The organism is Candidatus Hodarchaeum mangrovi (genome assembly GCF_975850365.1).
In genome coordinates, this window is record NZ_CDLCQJ010000057.1 from 1 (window position 1) to 21,253 (window position 21,253).

A 21,253-nucleotide genomic window follows, 5' to 3' on the forward strand; every position below is an offset into this window, starting at 1 on the left:
TAAATTCTTTTAAGACTGTTTATCCTTGGATAAATTGTGTTATTGATGTAAAATTTCAAGCATTAAACACTATTCCAAGTCTTTATTCCATTATACAGTCCTCATTAGTCCCTTGGGGAGAATTTAATAATCAATCTGGTAGAAAGTATGCAGTAGATTTAATTCCTATTTATGAGGAACTTTATTCAAATGCAGGGACTTTTCTTGAAGAAACTTATTATCAATTTTATACCGTTCACTTTAAAACGTTTGCTTTCATCTTTGATGACGCGTTGTTTGGTATCCCTGACAAAGCAAGACTGGAACCTAGTCTTTTAGGGGTAGCATTAAGAGATTCACTTGATTCTCCATTAACGATAATTAGTCATGATTATGAATACACTTTTGGTGACAACCGATCAAATCCCAAACCATTTCACGGATTAACACAGACATTAATCCATGAGCTTGGACATCAAATCGGATTAATGCATACATTTCAATTCGGGAGTGTAGGTAATTTTATTGATGATGTAATGTCTTATTATACGCATTCCTCCCAGTTCAGTATATTTTCTATTGATAACATTCAACGGGGCCAAATAGATATTCTACTCAAAGCTTCTCGTTCAATTATCAATCAAGCTATTGTTTCAGCTAAAGATAAAATATATAATAAAGACTTACAAAATCTATTTAATTCATATAATGCTTCTTATTTTGCAGTTTTAACGAAATATCAAGAAATGAACTACAGAGAAGCTTACTCACTTGTTAGAAAACTTCACACATCACTTCTTAGCTTTGATACCAGTTTAAATCAAATTAAAGATAAAGGAAAATATACTGATATGAATCCAACCTTTTTTGTAGGTATGCTTTTTTTTCTAGTTCTTACTGTTTATTATAGAGGAAAAATGCAAGTATTAAGCTTAAACCAACCAACTCGTGATTTGCTAGATAAAGAGATGGTGAAAAAAATCGAATTACGTTCCCGTGAAAGAGTAATTGCATCAAAACGAGCTGCATTAGAGAAAATTCCCTACCAGAATGATAAAACGAAAATGAAAAAAGAAAACTAATGGCTTAGAAGTCTATCTGGAATTTTTTTAAATGTTATACGTAAATTTGGCTGATTAAGGTTTTGCACTAAAATAAATGATTATATAAAGAAGAAAAGTTTCTGTAATTACGAGAATCCTTACGAAGAATTTTAGATTTGTGGTTGAACTTTGAGAAATTAGAGATGGCCCGCTTAACTTTTACTAATAAGGAATTAGCTATTGCTGCACTCTTGACTTTAACATATCTCCTAACAGGATTTTCCTTAAACCCTCTAGTATGGCCTGATCAAATGATGAATCGTTTTGCTTTAACTGAAACAATTCAACCTGATAACCCAAAAATTATTGAATTAGACCAAAAATTTGAAGCATATCTTAATGCAAATTATGAATCTATTTCCTTATTATTAAAGACCAAAAATAACTTTATTATAGAAATCAAAGCGGTAGAAGCTTTCATTGATAGAATAATTCCATTTACAGATGATATAGCAAATTATATAACGTTGGATCATCGTGCTTCTGTTTCGGATGTCTTAGCCCGTGGTGATGATTGTGATGGAATTGCATTAGTTGCAGCTTCCTTATTGACTCGACGAGGATATGATAGCTATGTGGTTATCGGAAAATGGCATTCGTGGGTAGAAGTTCATCTAGATGAAAACATGATTATCAACATTTTAGATTCACAATTAAATGAAATTTCCCCATATTATGTTAAATTTAATCATGATCAAATCTATTATGAGGCACTTTCTTATTTGGAGGTGATCCTGCATAATTTTCTATTAATTCTCTTTCTTCTGAAGATAGGTATTATTACATTCACATTTATACGAAGCTATGACGCATTTCAATCGTTATATGCTACCGTTATTGCTTTAATTCTATCTCCAATCCCAGTTATGCTTGTTCTAGCTGCTATGAATGGGATCTAAGGGAAGAATTCAATCAGTAACATGAAAAAATCCTTTATCATCAATGATATAATTTGCTGATTAGTATAAAGGGTAAAGAAACAGGAATATTATCCAAATACCAAATGCAATTCCAATAGTGAATAAGCCTGTTAATATTAGTTTTTTTTCTCGTTCCGAAAATAGAGGTGGTGAGCTCGGAAAAGGTTTAACTGATTTTATATTGTTTTTTTTGATTCTTTCGTTTTTATATTGTGGTATGAACTTGGGTTTCTCGCTAGAGGATTCTGAATGACGATTAGGGGGTTTAAAAAATGTAATTATTAATCCTGTTGCTAAAGAAAGGGAGCCTAATAAAAAATTCAGGTTACTCATTGCTGTCGACAACAAGGTTAAGTACGGAATGTTTTCTTGTTCAATATCAATAAAAAGAAAAATACTTACAATTGATACTAAAAAACTAATCGTAGTTAATATTATACTCCATTTTATAATATCTGATATGATAGGTTCTATAGATCTTAACATAAGTTATTTATCACCCGTAATTGACTTAAGACCAGGATCTGGATGTTCTATAGTGGTTTGAAACTTAGTTAGTAATTTTAATCGTTCACGACGAGATGTTATTCCTTTCTTACCTAATAAATAATAGATTTCAACATAATATTCACATCGTGACAGAAGTCCTTCATAACTCGGTTGATAACGAGAAGGAATCTCAAAATTAATTTCTGTATCGGATAAGTCTGTATCGAAAGTCAATTGACAAATAGGTAAACTGTGGTTATCATCGTTGATAGTAATTCTATTTGCTGTGTAGGTTTCAATTTTCTTTAGAATTATACGTAATGGATTAATGGAGGTCAGATTCTGAGTTGAAATATTTAATCGGTTTTTTCGTCCAACCTGCAAGGGAGTGGAATAGCATATTGTTAATGTCCCACTTTGAATCGAAAGAATTTCTATTTTTTCTTCAATTTCGTAATCCCGATCTATAATGATCTGTTCTGTCTTTTTTTCACTTGATCCATCTTCAAAATTTAATAGAATCTCAAGAAAATACGATACTTTCCCATTATCCCCATAATATGATGGAATAGCATTTCTAGGGACTTCTAAACTCTCATTCCAATGAGCATCTTGAGTTGATATTTCATGGGTTTGTCTAAGAAACTCTATTTCTTCTTTTTGATGACGACTTGGTAAAATAAAACTCCATGCAGGGTGAAAACCTGTTTTACCAAATATTGATTGAATGGTAAATTCAGTTTTTTCCTTTCCGATGAGAGCAATTGTTCCCTCTTGAAGTGGAGCTTTTGTGGCGGAGAAATTAATTGACACATCTATCATTTCGCCTTGTCGAAATACTTTCTTAGGTAGTTCAATCTCCAATTTTCTCACGACCGACAATTAATTAGTTATATTCGCTAAAATCTCTGCTCGTGCAATCCTTAAAGTTTCTAAATTATAGTCAGACTCTATTCGAGTAAGATGATACAAGAAACCTCTTGTAATTTCCTGCATCGCACGCAACAGAGTGTAGGACCAAAGATCCATATGTCGTCTACCTCGAAATAGGGTGCTTTCAACTATTAACTGATTAAGAAAATCAATTATTGATTCCTGTTGAGTTCTTGGAATTTTTCGGAAAATGAGTTCTCCTCGTCTATTAGTATTAAATATTATGAGGGAAATTTTACTTTTTTTAATTTGATGGGCAATTGCAAGACAATCAAGAATTGCCATGGAATATGCTCTATCTTTTAATTCTTTTAATGGAGTATTACGAGTTACTCCTGTCCATGGATCTTTTAATAACGGTATGTTTGTTGCTCCATCAGTTATTAGAATAATCATAGGTATTGATTCATTTTTATTCCTTATTAAATCTAGTTTTATTAGTTCAACGGCTTTTTGAAGACCACCTGCGAGCGGAGTAGCTCCTGAAGCCTTTAAATTTTTTAATTTTCTTTTCACCAAGTTTAAATTAGAAGTCGGAGGTTGTATAATAACTCCTTGGGTTCCTTGTAAGACAACTATACCCACACGATCACGATATAAATATGCTTGACGACTTAACCAATTTACAGAGCTTGAAACAGCGTTTATTGTACTAACTATTGATTCTGAGAGGTCAAGAACAAAAATAATGGTAGCAGAAACTCGTGTGCAAAAAGTTTTTTCCTGAATGTCTTCTAATTTAATAATAAAACGGTTAGTAGAGCATGATGCCCTCTCACGATATTGACGCATAATTGTATTCCTTAGAGTAGCTAATAGATGAATATTTTTAGGATAATGAATAAATGGGTGAGATCCTATTACTCGACCTGATTGTAAGGAGGTTACACTTATTGCTCTCTTTCCCATTTTTGATCTTTTACGAGAATCAATTCGAGTTTTAAGAGTTGGGAGAGCATCAGCAATAATTCTAACTGATCTCAGTGAGGTATTATTAGGCGGTACTGTTAACTCAACTCCTTGAAAATTTTTTTTAGGTAAAAGATCGAGTTCAGCTAATCGATTGAGTAAATTTGTCCCATAGTCCTCTTGAGGGTTCAAGGATTCATTATCTAGTCTTTCAATAGGCGAAATATGTGTTCCTATTCCCTTATCATCTAATTTACGACTTGATTCCCCCTCTGAAGCACCAATATCTGCTGCACGATGAACTCGCCAATTTTTTCTCAAAGATTGTATAATATATCCAATGGTAAATAAAGAAACAAGGAAGATAATTAATTGAATCCAGAATTCTACTGGGAGGATAGAAATAAAATATGAAAAAATGAAGAAACTAATAATAAGAACTATTACCCCAAAAAGGCTAGCATATAGACGTTGTTTCTCCGTGAAAGAGATTAAACCCTGTCGACGCTTTAAACCAACAAATCGTAACAATTTGCCTTTTCTAGATCTATCCTCATCTAAATCAAGAATAACTTCCTTTTTAGACGGCTTTTTTTCCTCTTTTACGGATTTAATAATTTGGAAATGTTTCACGTGGGAAAATGAGGTTAAATCAGGTTTTTGTTCTACATTTTCATCTTCTTTAACTTTATATTCTTTCATTAACTTTCTACGTTTCTTCAAGTAGATTAAAAGAAGAAAGGTACCTAATCCCCACAATGATAATGCACTAAATAAGGAGATAAGTAAATCAGGTCTAGTAATTATTTGAGTAATGATAATTGATGAAAATAGAGCTGTCATGCATATTCCAAAAATTGAAGCAAACCATTCTAAAATAATTCGGATACGCTTAGGAGACTCTGCTCTCATTGGTGATGAAGAAAAGTTAGGATCTTTTTTTTCTCTAAGATCATGAGATACTCCTTTATTTATATTAATAATATCATTTTCAAAAGACTCTTTTCTTTCTGGTAATCTATGAGAAAGTACATAAGGAACAAGAAAATCTATATCTTCTCGTGCAACTTCATTGCGATTTAGTAAACATGCTAATGCTATAGCACCACGAGCTAGAGCTATATCTGCTCTATGTCCTTGAATTTCGCTTTGTTGACAAATAGTAGAAATATATTGAATATTTGATATAGGAAGATTAACCTCAGATAACATATTACGTGCTTGATTTATTGAATTATATAGATTATTTTTTTCTTTATACAAGTTAGGATCTTTCATGGGTTCTATATTCATATTTACAATATCTAAACGTTCTTGAAGTGTATTAAAATCTTTCATTTCGTAAACAAATGCAAATTTATCTAATACAGCGGTTGAAATTTCGTGAAAGCTACTATTTATGGAAATCAGTAAACAAAAATTACTCGATTGATTTATGGACAGATTAGATCTATGTACTATATTCTCTTTAGTTTTCCATACATTGATTATAGTATTGGCAATAGATTCGGAAAGTAAATGAAAATCATCTATAACAAGAAATCCATTATGCACTTTGGAGAAAATCCCTTCTCTGAATTTCAACTGGAGATTTAATGTACCAATAAGTGCATCGAAAGAAATGTTTGAAGGGATATCAATGATTGGTGCAAAGTTCTTATCCTCTCTATGCAAGGGAATTTGAAGATCTTTAAAGGCTTCTAAGAAACAAGATTTTCCAGTACCAGTACGACCCATAATTACCATTCCCCCTATTGAAGGGTCAATTGCAAGTAATAAAAGAAGAATTTTTAACGGCTCATTACCTTTGAGTCGGGAGAAAGTTTCGGAAGTAGTAACGCACTTTTCTACTCCAGAAAGACCGTCAGATAAGTTCATTTCAAATATCCAAGTTTTTTATATTTATACAAAGGTGCCCTCAACAAGAGGATTTTCACCTTTTCTAATAAAGAAAAATAATGAGGCTAATAAGAAACAATTGGCTGATGCAAGTAAAAAAGGATCTCTTTGAAAAATAATTAAGAAACTCAAAACACTGACAAACCAAAATACAGAAATCATTATTGCACGTTTGATCATCCATTTTAACAAATTTTTTTCCTCCTCATTTAACCCTTCATCAACTGTGAGCATTATCACAACATATCCAAAGTTGTATACAAAAATCATTAAACCTAGAAAGAGAATGACTAGTTGAACTGTTTCCATTAACACCACAATGGCAGAACTTATCGAAGCCTCAAATATTAAAATCCATATTCTGATAATCACGAATAAAAGTCCAAAAAAGGAGGAAATAACCACTCCCTTATTATTTGAAACCCAACTTGTATTTCTATTACCCATCAATGCCCTTGTAGGTTGCATAAATATTTGTTCACCACATTAAATTATTATTTTGACAATCCAAGATAATTTTTAAAGTATTTTCAAGTTAATTGATTCCAAGGGAGGATATAAGACTATTCCTGTTCTTTCTTTGACTAAATCAATGATTTCTTGATATAATGTGTGATAGTTCATTTCCAGCTGCTTAGTTTTACCAGGAAGAATGATTTCATTTTGCATAGCGATCTCTTCAGCTCTTTTATATCCAGCTGATGCATGACGTAAGACAGCTGACATTGGATCCCAAGTCAAAACACGAAAGATTTTCTCTTGGGACATAGGGGTTCCATCTGCTACACACACCTGTCCAGCATGGAGAGAGTATCCAACTCCTACACCACCCCCACCATGATAACTTGTCCATGTTGCCCCACACATAGTATTCCCTAGAAGATTCAGGACTGCATAATCACCAATTGCATCAGAGCCATCTAACATCCCTTCAGTTTCCCGATATGGACTAGCAACAGATCCTCCATCTAAATGATCACGACCTATGATAACTGGAGCTTTCAATTTACCATCAGCATATAATTTATTCAATAACATGCCAAAAGCAGCTCTTCCCTTATAACCAGCCCAAAAAACCCTTGCAGGAAGTCCTGATTCGAACGGAATGTATTTTGAGGCTAAATCAATCCAATTTATAAGCATAGGGTCATCATGAAAAAGCATTTTAGCATAATTATCAGTTAATCGGATATCATCAGGATCATTAGAGAGAGCGGCCCATCGAAAGGGTCCTTTTCCTTCACAAAACAAAGGACGAATGTATAATGGAACAAAACCTTTGAAATTAAAGGCATTCTTCACACCCATCTGATATGCTTGAGCTCTAATATTATTTCCATAATCAAATGTTTCTGCTCCTCTTTCCTGTAGAATTAACATCAAGTTCACATGTTTGGCAACTGTTTCATAAGATTTTTCTTTATATTTCTTTGGGTCAGTTTTTCTTAAAGACAGTGCTTCAGCATAATTCATCCCACATGGTACATAGCCATTTAGCATGTCATGTGCTGATGTTTGATCAGTTAAAACATGAGGGGTAATTTGATGATCTACAAGATACCCTAATAAATCAACAGCATTGCATAAAATACCAATAGATTGTGATTCACCTTTTTCTGCAAAATGCTTTGCTAATGCTACTCCTTTAGCTATTGAGTCTGTTTTAACATCTAAATAAGGAGTTCCTTTATCTCTTCCCTCATTATACATCCTATCTAAATTTTCAGGATTAATTTCAGCAACAAGGGCAATTTTTCCAGCCATTTTAATCGCTAAGGGTTGTGCTCCACTCATCAATCCCAATCCTGCAGTAACTATTAATAACTGCTCAAAAGAAGAAAATTTCTGATAATGAGTATGTGATTCAGCAGCTTTTATCGCTGCCATCATTGTTTCATATGTACCCTGTATAATTCCCTGTAAACCAATGAATATCCAACTACCAGCTGTCATTTGACCGTAAACAGTTAAACCTACGTCAACCATTTCCTGAAATGATTGAGTCCAATTAGGAACGATAATTGAATTGGTAATGACACAGCGGGGAGCCAGTGGATGGGTAAGCATCTTTCCATAAGGAACTCCAGATTGCATAAACAAAGTTTCATTAGGATTAAGTGATTTAATTAACTCAAGTGTATCATAAAAGGCCTTCCAGTTCCGTAAAGCTTTTCCACTCCCACCATAGATAAAAAGATGTTCCCAATCTTTACCATTATGGAGATTTGATATAATAGCCCGAATTATGCCTTCTGTTTGCCATCCAGCATTTGTATGGGGAACTAAAGCCTTCTCTCCAGAAGGAAGCGGGGGAATTTCCTTAGGTTTAAGATCCATGCGCAATAATTCATTTTCGGGAAGTTTTTCTTTTCCTGTTTGAATTTCTTGTAAACGAGTTTTTTCCATAAACGCCATCCCTGATAAAAATCTTCATGATATTAAAATAATTTTATTAAAATTCTTTTAGAGCAGTAACTATCTAAAGAGACGGTTTCTATAGCTCAGATACTAGTCAATCCCTAATGAACATTTTAAAGGATTGAAAATTGTATTCAATTACGATGAGATGATTATTTAGATTTTTGCTAAGACGGAAATTATAAATTTAGCGAACCAGATTTGAAAAAAAGTTTTGTTTTGAAAGTCCATATTTAATAAAGAAAACTACCTAAAATTCTAATAGAATATTAAAAATACTAAAATTAGACAATATTAAACTATTGAGAGGGTTTTTGAAGCTCAGATACTAATATATCCCGAATAACCATTTGAATAGGTTGTATAATACGTTGAACTGGTTGGGGACGGTTTTTAGGATTCCATTCACCACGACTCCAAGCTTCTTTTAAAGCATTTAAGGCCTCCAAGCAACTAACTTCAAAAGTACTAGCAAAAGTATCTCTTAATTTATCAGAAACCCCAGCTTCAATCATTAGACGTCCTACATCGGCAGCAGAGATCCTTGTATCAACAGGAAGATCCATCTTGTTCAACATGATCGCCATTTTGACCTCACGACTGTATAGTTTGTCACCAAGAATATCAAATAACTCCTTTAGGCTTACTTTATTCTCCTCCCAACGAGCTTTTTCAGAATCAATAACAACAATCATACCATGAAGACCGTTGATAACGATCTTCCGCATGGATTTGAACCGATCTTGACCAGGTGTAGTGAATAAATGATATTTAAACCCTTTACCTCCAGTTCCAAGACCGAAGGTAGCTTGGTCAAAACCAATAGTACGCTCAGTTGCTTTATCTTCGAGTTTCAAGAAATTATAGACAGATTCAGGATCTTCTTTCTTTTTTATGGCATGAAATAAACTTAACGCAGTGGTTTTTCCCGCTAAAGTAGGCCCCCAGAAAACAATTTTAATACCCTGCTGCGATTCTTCAAAAACTAATTCTTCTTGACTCAATGATGAAAAACAACCCTTAAACTAGATAGGATAGAGATAGGTAAAGAGGAGTGATCCTAGGAGAACCATGCTGTGGAAACAGAGGGTCTATCGAACACGAGAACATAATCACACCATCATAAAATGTAAAACCCTATAATTTAAAAAGGCTATTCTAATAAAGACTTATTTTCTATAATCACAAAAACAACTTTAATATAATAACATCAGGTCTTACAACTCTTATTGTTTGAAAAAAGGGAATTATCTAATAATTTTATCTAACTTTGTATTAGTTTTATTTAATTTCCTTTGAAACTAATAATTTAACTAATATTAAATAATAATATAGAAAAAAAGTGACCCCATATTCTAATACTTCACATAATCAGCCAATTATTCAACTTGATCGGTATTTCAAAGAATTTCTTAATATTGGATGTATTTAAACAATATTGATCTTTTCAGGAGGAATCATGGATTTTAAGCTGTTTCTATGATTAATCTTATATTAATTAATATTAATTAGTCTTAAAGATTTTCTGTTCATCAAGAGTAATCATGAAAACTCTAAATTAGGAAATAATTAACTAGTACCTTGGAATTTCTTGATTTATTGGCAAGAAAGGAATTTACTTATGTCTTATTTATATGATTTAATTGCAATATCCCCACATCCCGATGATGCAGAGATTGGATGTGGAGGCACTTTAGCTTTACTTACTAAAAAAGGATATCGAGTAGGTATCATAGATTTAACAGATGGTGAACCAACTCCGTTCAATGAAAATCCAGAAGTTCGAATACAAGAAGCAAATGAATCTGCCCGTATTTTAGGGGTGGATCGATTTCTATTGGACCTTCCTAACCGTGAACTCCTAGATAGTATAGAGGCTCGGATGAAGCTAGCTAGACTTTTTAGGGAGACAAGACCACGAATTGTTGTGGGAATGATCGGAATGACCCCTGGAACATCACCTGATCATTATCAAAGCCAATTAATTTTTGATAGTGCTATCTTTTATAGTCGTCTTTCTAAATGGGAAAAAAAGTTTGGTGGATTAAAGCCATGGCTTATTGAACAGTCTTTTTACTATTATACAGCACGAGAGCAAGTTCCAACTAATCTACCTTTCCAGTTCATTGTAAATATTTCTGATTTCTTTGCAATAAAGAAAAAAGCTCTCCTTGAATATAAATCTCAGTTTAAAGCCCATCCTAGTTATAACCCACCAATTATAGATTGGATCGAGGGTATGGGACGATATTATGGAAATCTTGCGGGTTGTAAGTACGGTGAAGTTTTCTTTGGAAATAAAATAATACAAATGAACTTTTTCGAGCATTTGTTAACGAATTAAGGTTGATTCAGTAGGAGGAATGGGATTATCCCATCCAGCTAATGAATCGATTCACTCTTTAGCTTGAAGAATCCCCCAAGGCCTTATTCTTAATAAAAGTGATCTCTCAGGATGGAAAATGTCTTTTTTATGCTTTTTATATTCTCTTCAAATCTATATAACAAGTTAGTGTATACTTATTCTCTTTCGTATGATTGAGCAATTTTTGCGGCAAATAAAGCATATTCTAAGAATTCTTGGGGTTTCATTCGTTCTATTGAGTCTTTCAGTGCAATCAAAATATGGCCACTATCACTCTCCGAAGAAAATGCAGATGTTGATAAGCATTTTGAGTAAAAAATAGCTGAATTTTGATATTCTCCTAGTTCATAGAGTCCATCAGCTAGAGTTTGGTACTCCTCCAAAGGATTTATCTGTTTTTCTGAAGTTAGACTATCTAAGAGATCAGCGTAATGTTTTAATGCCAATATAGCACACCTTAAACCCTCAATTACTGCATGTTTTGCTAATCTATCACATATTCTAACCCGTAGATCTTTAATTAGCTCTTTATGGCTAGCATTGGTGGTAATGTTGGACACTAGTTGTTCATTAATTCGCCAATACTGTGGTACTTCATATCCTTGAATGGGATCAGCAATATGCTGAAGGATACGCGATTTTATCCCATAATCTGATAAATCTTTGATCTCTGTTTCATTTCCAATCAGTGCTTGAATCCCTAACTCTCGGAATTTCGAGCTGTAATAGGTTTTAAAATAACTATAAAAGTCAAAATTATCAGGATATATTTCTTTAAAGTAATTAAGCACTTTTTTCTGAAATTGAAGATAATCAGATGGAGTCATTAGTTGAAATAACTGAATCTTAGATTGGTGTGCAATAACTATTGAAATGACTTTTCCCTGTGAGCCATCAGTTTCTACTTTTAGAATGCAGGTTCCTGAAGGAAGGGAAACTGGGATATTCACTTCTTTCATAAAAACTGGTAAATTTAATTCTTTCTTTGCTATCCATGGTTCAGCTAATATGTTACTGAAAATCCAGAGTTCAGGCTGCTCAGAAATCTCAAATAAACTCTTTCTCGATCTTTTTCTAGACAATATATCACTTTCTTATAGGTGATAACTCTATTACACCATTCTTTGTTACAGATAAATATAACAGAAATTTAAGCTGAATACTTCCAGCTAAAGTTATGAATAATCACTTTCTGAGTAAATATTATTCATTAATTATCGTATTAAATACTCTATTTAGTTCTAAAGGTATTATCAAACTTTTCCTATAGTCAGGGTTAAATTCATTAAGTAAATTGATTGGATTTTGACCATATAGTCTTGTTTAAATTTACTTGATAAAACCTTCCTCTTCATGTTTTTTATTTCCCTAAAAAAGAGTAATAGAAGCATTAACGACGGACTTGTACGGCTATTCCTCTTTCAAAATCTAGCATTTCTTGAGCAGATAAGACACTGGTACCAAAATTCAAAAATACATCATTTTGGTCAACAATTAACACTTCTTCACCAGGTCGTATCATTGGATCTGCATCAGTGACAAACTTAGCTAACATATCTTTGTTATTAAGTATAAATGGAATTGATTCCTCTGCAGCTATGACACGTCGATTTGGGTATTTAATATGATTATGCAATCGCTTGGCAAAGGACAAAGAGGGAATAATTGAAAAATCTTGTGCCCTAAAGGTTCCTAATAGGCCTTCTTTATCAGAAAATCTTCTTAAAATTCCTGTTTTCCGTGATCGTTCAATATTCAATGTTTGTTTATCAATTAATTTATGAGTCCCCACTCCAAAATGATAATCTAAAATTGCACATAAACTATTGAAGTCTTGAGCTTTTTTTTGTTTTTTTCCATCAAAAATCTGATAAGAATCAAATTCATCGAGTTTTAAATTAACTGATGGATGAATGTAAATTTCCTGAAATCTATTTCTATATTCTTTTAAAAAACTCTTAATGAATTGAATAATTTCAGTTGAGAAAGCTAATGGGACACGTTCGTGTTGGACTAATGGATAAACACCCTTAAGTTCATCAGGAATTATTCCAAATATGGGAGATAGACGAATAACTTGGTAAGATTCTGAGGATGGTAGATTCTGAAAATCCTGTCCAATTAAAAGAATTGGACTCCAAACATAAAACCGTTCCAATATACGATCCTGATATCGAAGTAATAAAGGTTGGTTTACTAATGAGGGGTGGGTTATGAGCAAAGCTCGTGATTTAGAAGTTGGCTCATATGGTTCTATAAATTTAGAAGTTTCTGGCGATAATAAGATGTCAATTAACTTAGTTAATGAAGGATGGTTCATTGCACGAGAAATTACCAGCTCATACATTCTACCCTCTAATATTGCTTGTCTAATTCGCCGAATCTCTTCAAAACTTACGTTTAAATTGTGTTTAGCTAAATGAATGGTTCTTTCTTCTTGGTTCATGTCCTTTATTTCATTGACTGTATAGGATTGACAAACCATACATGAACAAGGAAAGTATTGTAGACTTTCGAGATAACTAGTACCAAAAACAGTTATATAACGGTTTTTTTGAGCATACAAAATGTAGGCTGCAGAATCAAACATGTCTACTCCTAAGAAGGCAGCAATAGCAAAAATCATGGGATGACCTGCTCCGAAGAGATGTATTGGCCTATTGAAAGGTAAATTTCTTTTAGCTGTAAGAACCATCTTGAAAACGCTTTCAAAATCATAACGTTCCATTAATGGGACAACAGATCCAATTGGATGTATAGAAAAATTCATTTCACGCATTTTCAAACAGGATTTTTCAATTAAATCAGGAAAAGCACCTCCCTGAATAGGCCCAGCCCAAAGGGTTGAACTTTGTTGATCGCGATTTTGGATATGTTCTTCAGCTCTTTTAAGAGTGATATTCAAAGCCTCAAGATATTCATCATGAGTTCCACCTTTCGTTGGAGAATCAAGAAAAACTCCTATATCACTTCCTATCTGTTCTTGAAACTTTGTTACATCTATATTTGTAATATCCACTTCCCCATATTCCATTAATTGAAATGCTCCCGAATCAGTCATTAAAGGTCCAGAATATCCTATATATTCATGTAAACCATGTTTTAAAACTTTTTGACGGTTTTCAATGTCACGATAGAGGAGGTAGGCATTTGTAATAAAGGCTTCAGCTCCAGTTTTAACCAGCTCTGAAGGATTGATTAATTGACGGTTAGGATTCAAGACAGGCAACAAACATGGAGTTATTATTTTCCCATGAGGAGTATTAAGGGTACCGATTCGTGCAAGACCGTCTTTTTTACGAATTGAGAACACATTATTCACACATGATTAATATTTTTCTGGTTATAAAGAAAAAAAATTCCCATGGAATTAATAATTACATTAGAAAGGCTTTTAATATTAATTCTAAGGTTTTATGCTTAATTCATAAGGTCATCCTTTGAAAATAATACGATGAAGGAAAGAAAATAAATTAGCACGAAAAATATTGTCGATTGATTCTTTAATCATAAAAATTCAAAAATGTTGATTTTGAAATGTCAATTAAAGAGATTATAGCACTAAATGAGCCTTTTATTTACTCAGAACTTTTGAAAAGAGGTATCTCAACGAATACCAATACTCTTGAAAAACTTGTAGATCAAGGTACTCTTCAAAGGAAAAAAATTGGTAGAATGAATATTTACTGGAAAAAAGAGCCTACAATTGAAAATTATCCTAGAGGATTAGAGTCTCATATAAAGCAGTTAGAATTGGAAAATCGTGAATTAAAACATGAATTACAGGCTGAGAGAGAAAAAGTAAGAAAACTTTCTATCCAAGATGGCATTGATGAACCATGGAAAGAAGCTGCGATGGCAATGGCTCGAATTTTAAGTGAACAGAAACAAGTCTCCCTGAAAGAAGTCCTTGAATATTTTAATGCTCCAGTTGAATCAGATATTGACTTTTAATTTATTACTTTTGAACAATTTCACGATCTTTTTCTTTCGGAACAGATGTTAATCCTGAAGGTTCATTTACTACCACAGAGGTCTTTTCACTCTCACTGACTAGTTCTATAGCTTCTAAAACTGTTTTAAACACTAAATGTAAGTCTTTAACTTTTATCTCGTGTTCTTCTTCAACAAATTCATCTGGAAGTTGAATTTCAGCCCAAATTTCCGAAGTGGAAAACCCTGTGAAAAAAGGAGATATCTGAAGAGTTGATTCAACGATTTCTGGTTTCTTCAAACTTAGATTTTCAAATCGCAATTCAATATTGTCTCTATCGATGTCTATTATTATTTCCAAACCATAAGCTTCTGCTAATGCCTCACAAATTGAACGAAACATTTTTATACTATGAATACTGGTTTCTTGAGCATTTACCAGACATAAATCTAATTTAGGCCAAAGTAGGAAGAGCTGATCTCGAATCAGGTGAGTATCAATTAATTGATCACTTCCCATTGGTAAAACTTCCCTTCCTTTGATCAGTGTTCGTTTTAAGAAATCAGATGCAGTTTGACGAGTAGTTGAGTGCTTATCTTGAATTATTTTCCAATAATCATCAATATAGATGTAAACATCAGGACTTAAAGGTTCATTTTCTTGGAAGGATCGCATTAAACCTTTGGTACGCTGAGAATAGCAAAAAAGGGGCATATTCTTTTTTGTTTCACGAGAAAGTAATAGGACATCTAAATAACGGCGTTCAGTACATTTGGGACGAAGCATATTCACTACTTTATTATTTTGACACTTATTAAGGCAAAATTCTCTGCGATCCCGAATCATTTCACTCCAGAGTGTTATACCTGAGACAAGATTCAGTGTAGCCATCGCTGCTTTAGGTGCTTCTCTTTCAGTCCACTTCATTTACCAAACCGCTTTTTCAACATCCAATAAATAATAAACAATGAATCTCATAAAAATCTTACCAAATTTCGTGTCCTAAGAAACAGAAATTCTAGAGGGATAGGAAAATCGGCATTATTACTTTTTCAGCTTTTCATGGTTAACCTATTAATCATTTAACAATTCAGTTATTGAAATAATAACAAACTAAAGCTGTTTACTCCTTTTTTGGTATCAAAGAGAGATCTAGGTTAAAATTCTAATTCTGAGATTTAAACTCCATCTGAACTCTGGAAGAGGATATTGAAGGGTATTCCTCATTATTTTAGATTTTGAGGATATCATTCAAATGACGAATAAATAGGAGATGAACTGCATTAAAGAAAAATATATCAAAGTATATTAATATACATTGAGGTACAACTATTTATTTTGAATTTAATACGTTTTTTTTGGTTTTTATTCTTTTTTATCAACAAAAACCGCAAGGTATAAGTATATTTTTTAATTGAAATATCATTCGTTTATCACGAAATTTTTTGGAGGTCAAAGCTATTCCACGAGGAGACAAGTACCAAACGGACCCGAAGATGTTAGAAATTCTCCTCAGTGCCCATAGACCTCTTTCAGTCACAGAAATAGGAAAACTCAGTAATTTAGGACGTAACAGAGCAAGAGGTTTTGCGGATCGTATTATTTTAGGTAAAGCGGGTATACCCACTCCTCCAGGTGTGAAGGTTGTGGATATTCTCATGTCCCGTCTTAATTCTACACACCATTATCGGTTTATAGGTATAAAGAATGAGAATTATTGGGAAAACTGGTTAGAATCTGCTTATAAAGAGGGGTATAGAATTTCTCGTGATCATTTTGGGATTTTCCCAAATCATGAAATTGATCCAGAAATCCTCACTACAATTCGGAAAAACCTCCCCCGTATCTCAATCGAATCCAAATCTCGTAATCTTTCTTCTTCCCAATTCTTGAAAGAGATGTTTGATTATATTCTTCACCCAAATTTTGAGAAGGGAAGATCGCTTTTGAATATCATTGCATCTGCAGCGCAAAATCCTGATAATTTAGAAGAGAGAAAAATTGCAATTTCATTTCTATCTAGGGCAGGATTTTTTGAAAAGAAATCTGGATCTATAAAGGAGGGTACATAATTGTCTGAGGAAAAGAAATTTCTTACATCTGTTTTAGAGACAATTGATATTCTAGAGGATGGAAATGAAACTATTTTAGATACTCTGAGTAAGATTTCACCTAATCTTGAAGCTGATAATGAATTTGTTCAATATTCTAAAAATAAATCTGAAACATCTTTTATGAGTTTAAGTGATGATATTTTAGATCAATTCAAAAACATAGACTTCGATTTATCTGAAATTCGAGAACAAAGACCAGATTTTCAACCTCCAAAAGGTCATTTAACAAGTTTTGATCTAAATAATAGTGATATTCTTTCACAGCTTGGTTCATTAATCCGACCTTGTCATATTTGTGGAAATGGTGTTTTTAAAGATGAACTTATTAATGGAATTTGCTTTGAATGTCATAATAAAAAGGAACTCATAGAAGATAAAGTACATCTTATTGATTCTGTGTCTGATGAAAAATTAGCACCTCTCTTATTGCGAATTGATGAACTTGAGAATGAGGTAAAAGATCTTCAATCAAGACTCAGTCAAGCAGCTCTAGGATCGTTGGGTAGACCCTCGTCTCCTCCTATTCCAATATATACAAATACTCCTCCTCCCCCACCTCCTTCTTTAATTCCCTTAATTAACAACGAAACAGCGGATCCAACAGCATTAGATTTCTCTACCATGACTTTGCAAGAATTGAAAGAGATATCCTTAGATGTCTTACAACATTTTTCCATCTCTCAACGTAATCTATATAATAATCGCTTAAAAGAATTACAAAACATTGCACGAATGAGTCCAGAACAGCGCGAAGCTTATTATTTGGAAATGGAACTGGAGAAAAAACGACGTTCTACCCTTGAAGATTTTAAGAATACTATAAAGAACTTGGAAGAATTAGGAAATCCACTTTTCCTGAAAATGAAAGAAAGAGCAGAAAGTTCAGTTATTTCTGGTCAAGGAACCTTTGGTAATTTTAATATTAAAAAAATATTTACCGCATGTTTTTCGTGTGGAGCTACAAATGAGATTCTTGAAGAAGAATCATCAGTCTGTCAAAACTGTAATACACCATTGAGTCTTCGATGAGATTTATGCTAATTTTTTATCACAACTAGTGTACAAAAGAAAATTTTTTTTAACTCATATTTGAATTTATGATCCTATCGTTTCAAAAGAGGTATATAATATGGTAGTTCTGGAAAATTATTCAGAAAAAAGAGAATTTAAAGGGATAACTGTTTTAGTACGCTCAGCACGGATGCAGGATAAAAAATTGGTTTGGGAAGGATATAAAAATGCACCAGAAGAATTCTATCAATATATTCCTCCTGTGACCGAAGCTCTTGTTGATCAATGGTATCCAAAGGATAAAGGATTGGATTTTACAAGTGTACTACCTCTGAACGCTTTAAAAGTTAATGTTTTTGGATCTGTTTCTGCATTTATTGGAAATGTCTCTTTAGTCTTTGAACAGATGGTTAGAATGGCTCATGTAGCGATGATGGGACTAGCTGTCTTGCCTCCATATCAAAATATTGGGATAGGCACTTTTTTGATACAACAAGCAGTTAAGATAGCTAGTTCAATACCAAATTTAAAGAAATTAGAACTTCAAGTATGCGCCAAGAATATCGTTGCACGTCATGTTTATTCTAAGTGTGGTTTTAATGATGAGGGTGTTCATAAAAAACGTTGGCTTTATCCGAATGGCGAATTTGATGATCTAATTTCAATGGGACTGATTCTTCCAAATGATAAATGAAATAATCTAGCCTGATTCTTTATTTCTAGAGAAGAATAAGAAAATCATTGGGGTCGAAAAATTTGATCAGGAGGGGTAGTTTCTATAACTTTACTACTAGAAAGATTCCAAGATTCAATCGTCCCCCCCCAGATCGGTTTAATTTCTACCCTAGGTCGTAAATACACATGAACCCAATCATACGGAGGAATCATGACATGCCAAGAGAGTTCTAACTCCCACATTTCACTTTTAAACAAATAATGTTCAACAATAAGTAAACCAGCATCATTACATGATAATTCCCAAAGAGTGGTAGCATTAATGTTGAAATGAGTTTTATTTTGTGCAAAATAGTTGATAAAAGGAGCTAGTTTCTCATAAGCTTGTGTTTGCTCAGAATCACCCCAATCCCAAACATTTAGAATTGCAATATCAGATATTTTACCAACAGTGACTTTTAATTGAATAGTTTGACCGATATGAGATTGATTAGGAAAAAGAAAAACTTCAAGCACTGAAGGAGTCGTTTGAGTCCAGATTTTAGATTCAAGTTCAATTGAAACATTCGTTGAAATGAAAATCTCTGGAATTTTTTGTGGTAAATTACTTGATATATTTACCACAAACCACGCAAAATTTTCAGGACAGGAATTAATGCTCTTTGTCACTATTTCAACACTGATGGAGTCAGTATTAGTATTATTCATCAATATATAACCAATCAAAAAACTACTGACAAAAATAAATCCTACAATAATGATTCCTATCTGTACAATGGTTTTTGACAAGAAATAATAACCTTCTAGAGAAATTTGATTGTGAAGCTATTTATGAATTCAGAGATTAAAAATTATCATTAAGTGCAAACAGATGCAACATAATTCTCAATTGAAGATTATTACTTTAGAATATGGAATGAGATCCTTTTTCTCAGTAAGAAACATGATTTAAACCATCACACTATCTCACCCACACTTTGAATAGCCACATACACGACAAAGAACACAACCTTCACCATGTTCGACTATATTACCACATTCTGGACATTCAGGACGAAGTCCAGAGGTAGTATGCGTTAGGAAAACAGTTTCAGGTGAATTATTCACTTTAGTTGTATTCAGAGTATTTTCATTAGACTCTTTTGACTTTCCATTTCCATTCTGGCTAAATTGAGAAAGAAATTTCTCTATACCTTTTGCAACTGCATCAGCACACGACAAAATAGGTCCTTCAGAGCTAAATGTGGGCGAGGGACAACGAATAGAACGTAATTGGTCAACGATCTCCATGGGTTCAATACGACTTCTTAAAGCAAGAGAAACCAAGCGTCCAATCGCCTCAACATGTGAAGCAACGCAGCCTCCAGATTTTCCTAAGGAAAGAAATATTTCGGTAAGTCCTTCCTCGTCTTCATTGATAGTTAGAAAGAGATTAGTACCACAGCCAACACGTACCCGCTCTGTTACGCCTCGTGTTATATCGGGTCTGTACCGAGGGGTTTTACGAATTGAGGGGGTGGTTTCGTCATATTTTGAGGAAGGAATTGTCTCTGTTTTAATTTCATTTGTACCTTTTTTGGATAAAACATCGTAAGTTCGTGACCCAGAACGGTAAACTGTTAGCCCTTTACATCCTAGTTCATAAGCTAACATATAAGCTCGACCAATCTCCTCTTTAGTGGCTGTTTCAGGAAAATTAATTGTCTTACTCACCGCATTATCAACACCTGAGGTTTGGAAGGCGGCTTGCATACGAACATGCCATTCAGGAGAAATGTCGTGTGCGGTAACAAATATCTTTTGGATATTGGTTGGAATTTCTTCAAAAGAACTTAATGAACCGGTTTGTGCTATCTTTTCCATTAGAGTTTTTGTATAAAATCCGTAATGCTTTGCGATTTGGACAAAAAATGGGTACCCCTCAACTAATATATCATCATCTAAAACACGTCGTTCATAGGTTAACATGAATAAAGGTTCAATTCCACTGGAGCATCCAGCGATTATTGATAAAGTTCCAGTCGGAGCTAGAGTGGTAAGAGTAGCATTACGCATCATAGGATATTTTTCGCTAGAAATACTTCCTTCAAAATTTGGAAATGAACCCCGCTCTTCAGCTAGTCGCATCGACTCTTCAATTGCAGTTGTATGAATAAACTGCATGATCTCTCGAGCAGTGTGGATACCCTGCTCTGAATTATAAGGAATACCTAATTTGATTAAAAGATCAGCAAATCCCATCACTCCAAGACCAATTTTCCGATTCGACTTTGTCATCGCTTCAATAATTGAAAGGGGAAATGTAGAGACATCAATAACATTATCTAAAAATCTAACAGAGAGCCGGACTGTTTGTTTTAATTTAGTATAATCAATGGTGAATTGAAATGGTTTACCTTCTACAATTTGAACCATATGGCTTAAATTGATCGATCCTAAATTGCACGACTCATAGGGGAGAAGAGGCTGCTCCCCGCAAGGATTAGTTGCCTCTATTTGACCAA

Annotated in this window: 18 protein-coding genes; 7 read left to right on the forward strand and 11 right to left on the reverse strand. The window is 33.4% G+C overall.

Annotated features, from left to right (window positions below; all coding sequences use genetic code 11):
- Together ACWVCY_RS05825 and ACWVCY_RS05830 are read left to right on the forward strand one after the other, a co-directional pair.
- A partial coding sequence (locus ACWVCY_RS05825) for a hypothetical protein (RefSeq protein WP_455141076.1) occupies positions 1-1,061 on the forward strand: 1,061 nt, incomplete at its 5' end.
- Positions 1,062-1,225: 164 nt separating this feature from the next.
- On the forward strand, positions 1,226-1,981 hold the full coding sequence (locus ACWVCY_RS05830) for a hypothetical protein (RefSeq protein WP_455141078.1): 756 nt from the start codon (positions 1,226-1,228) through the stop codon (positions 1,979-1,981).
- Positions 1,982-2,041: 60 nt separating this feature from the next.
- On the opposite strand, the gene ACWVCY_RS05835 is transcribed toward ACWVCY_RS05830, so the two are convergent.
- The 6 genes from ACWVCY_RS05835 to ACWVCY_RS05860 form a co-directional block, all read right to left on the reverse strand.
- Positions 2,042-2,488, reverse strand: coding sequence for a hypothetical protein (locus ACWVCY_RS05835; RefSeq protein WP_455141080.1), 447 nt, complete (start codon positions 2,486-2,488; stop codon positions 2,042-2,044).
- Between the two features lie 3 nt (positions 2,489-2,491).
- Positions 2,492-3,355 (reverse strand): hypothetical protein, encoded by an 864-nt coding sequence (locus ACWVCY_RS05840; protein ID WP_455141081.1) that lies wholly within the window; start codon positions 3,353-3,355, stop codon positions 2,492-2,494.
- 18 nt (positions 3,356-3,373) lie between these two features.
- Positions 3,374-6,211, reverse strand: a complete 2,838-nt coding sequence (locus ACWVCY_RS05845; protein WP_455141083.1) for a VWA domain-containing protein — start codon at positions 6,209-6,211, stop codon at positions 3,374-3,376.
- Between the two features lie 24 nt (positions 6,212-6,235).
- A complete protein-coding gene (locus ACWVCY_RS05850; protein ID WP_455141084.1) occupies positions 6,236-6,700 on the reverse strand; it encodes a hypothetical protein in 465 nt (154 codons plus the stop codon).
- Between the two features lie 51 nt (positions 6,701-6,751).
- Positions 6,752-8,638: a urocanate hydratase gene (locus ACWVCY_RS05855; RefSeq protein WP_455141085.1), complete on the reverse strand. Its 1,887-nt coding sequence runs from the start codon at positions 8,636-8,638 to the stop codon at positions 6,752-6,754.
- Positions 8,639-8,949: 311 nt separating this feature from the next.
- The gene (locus ACWVCY_RS05860) at positions 8,950-9,654 is read right to left on the reverse strand and encodes an ADP-ribosylation factor-like protein (protein WP_455141087.1); all 705 of its coding nucleotides are present in this window, start codon (positions 9,652-9,654) and stop codon (positions 8,950-8,952) included.
- A 617-nt stretch (positions 9,655-10,271) separates the two neighbouring features.
- On the opposite strand from ACWVCY_RS05860, the gene ACWVCY_RS05865 reads away from it, so the two are divergent.
- The gene (locus tag ACWVCY_RS05865) at positions 10,272-10,994 is read left to right on the forward strand and encodes a PIG-L family deacetylase (RefSeq protein ID WP_455141088.1); all 723 of its coding nucleotides are present in this window, start codon (positions 10,272-10,274) and stop codon (positions 10,992-10,994) included.
- A 176-nt stretch (positions 10,995-11,170) separates the two neighbouring features.
- Here ACWVCY_RS05865 and ACWVCY_RS05870 read toward each other — a convergent pair whose 3' ends face one another.
- Positions 11,171-12,097 (reverse strand): hypothetical protein, encoded by a 927-nt coding sequence (locus tag ACWVCY_RS05870; RefSeq protein ID WP_455141090.1) that lies wholly within the window; start codon positions 12,095-12,097, stop codon positions 11,171-11,173.
- A gap of 308 nt (positions 12,098-12,405) precedes the next feature.
- Positions 12,406-14,328: a tRNA guanosine(15) transglycosylase TgtA gene (tgtA, locus tag ACWVCY_RS05875; RefSeq protein ID WP_455141092.1), complete on the reverse strand. Its 1,923-nt coding sequence runs from the start codon at positions 14,326-14,328 to the stop codon at positions 12,406-12,408.
- Positions 14,329-14,552: 224 nt separating this feature from the next.
- Between tgtA and ACWVCY_RS05880 the strand changes: the two genes are divergently transcribed.
- Positions 14,553-14,969, forward strand: coding sequence for a hypothetical protein (locus ACWVCY_RS05880; RefSeq protein WP_455141094.1), 417 nt, complete (start codon positions 14,553-14,555; stop codon positions 14,967-14,969).
- A 4-nt stretch (positions 14,970-14,973) separates the two neighbouring features.
- Here ACWVCY_RS05880 and ACWVCY_RS05885 read toward each other — a convergent pair whose 3' ends face one another.
- A complete protein-coding gene (locus ACWVCY_RS05885; RefSeq protein WP_455141096.1) occupies positions 14,974-15,876 on the reverse strand; it encodes a hypothetical protein in 903 nt (300 codons plus the stop codon).
- A 518-nt stretch (positions 15,877-16,394) separates the two neighbouring features.
- Between ACWVCY_RS05885 and ACWVCY_RS05890 the strand changes: the two genes are divergently transcribed.
- From ACWVCY_RS05890 to ACWVCY_RS05900, 3 genes are all read left to right on the forward strand, one after another.
- Positions 16,395-17,021, forward strand: a complete 627-nt coding sequence (locus tag ACWVCY_RS05890) for a hypothetical protein (protein WP_455141098.1) — start codon at positions 16,395-16,397, stop codon at positions 17,019-17,021.
- Positions 17,022-18,092 carry a hypothetical protein gene (locus ACWVCY_RS05895; protein WP_455141100.1) on the forward strand — a complete coding sequence of 357 codons (1,071 nt, stop codon included), beginning with the start codon at positions 17,022-17,024 and terminating at the stop codon, positions 18,090-18,092.
- Positions 18,093-18,192: 100 nt separating this feature from the next.
- Complete coding sequence (locus tag ACWVCY_RS05900) at positions 18,193-18,768, forward strand: GNAT family N-acetyltransferase (RefSeq protein WP_455141102.1); 576 nt, start codon at positions 18,193-18,195, stop codon at positions 18,766-18,768.
- Between the two features lie 44 nt (positions 18,769-18,812).
- Here ACWVCY_RS05900 and ACWVCY_RS05905 read toward each other — a convergent pair whose 3' ends face one another.
- Together ACWVCY_RS05905 and ACWVCY_RS05910 are read right to left on the reverse strand one after the other, a co-directional pair.
- Positions 18,813-19,538, reverse strand: coding sequence for a hypothetical protein (locus tag ACWVCY_RS05905; RefSeq protein WP_455141104.1), 726 nt, complete (start codon positions 19,536-19,538; stop codon positions 18,813-18,815).
- Between the two features lie 177 nt (positions 19,539-19,715).
- Positions 19,716-21,253: TSCPD domain-containing protein (locus tag ACWVCY_RS05910; RefSeq protein ID WP_455141106.1), on the reverse strand; the 1,538-nt coding region annotated here is incomplete at its 5' end.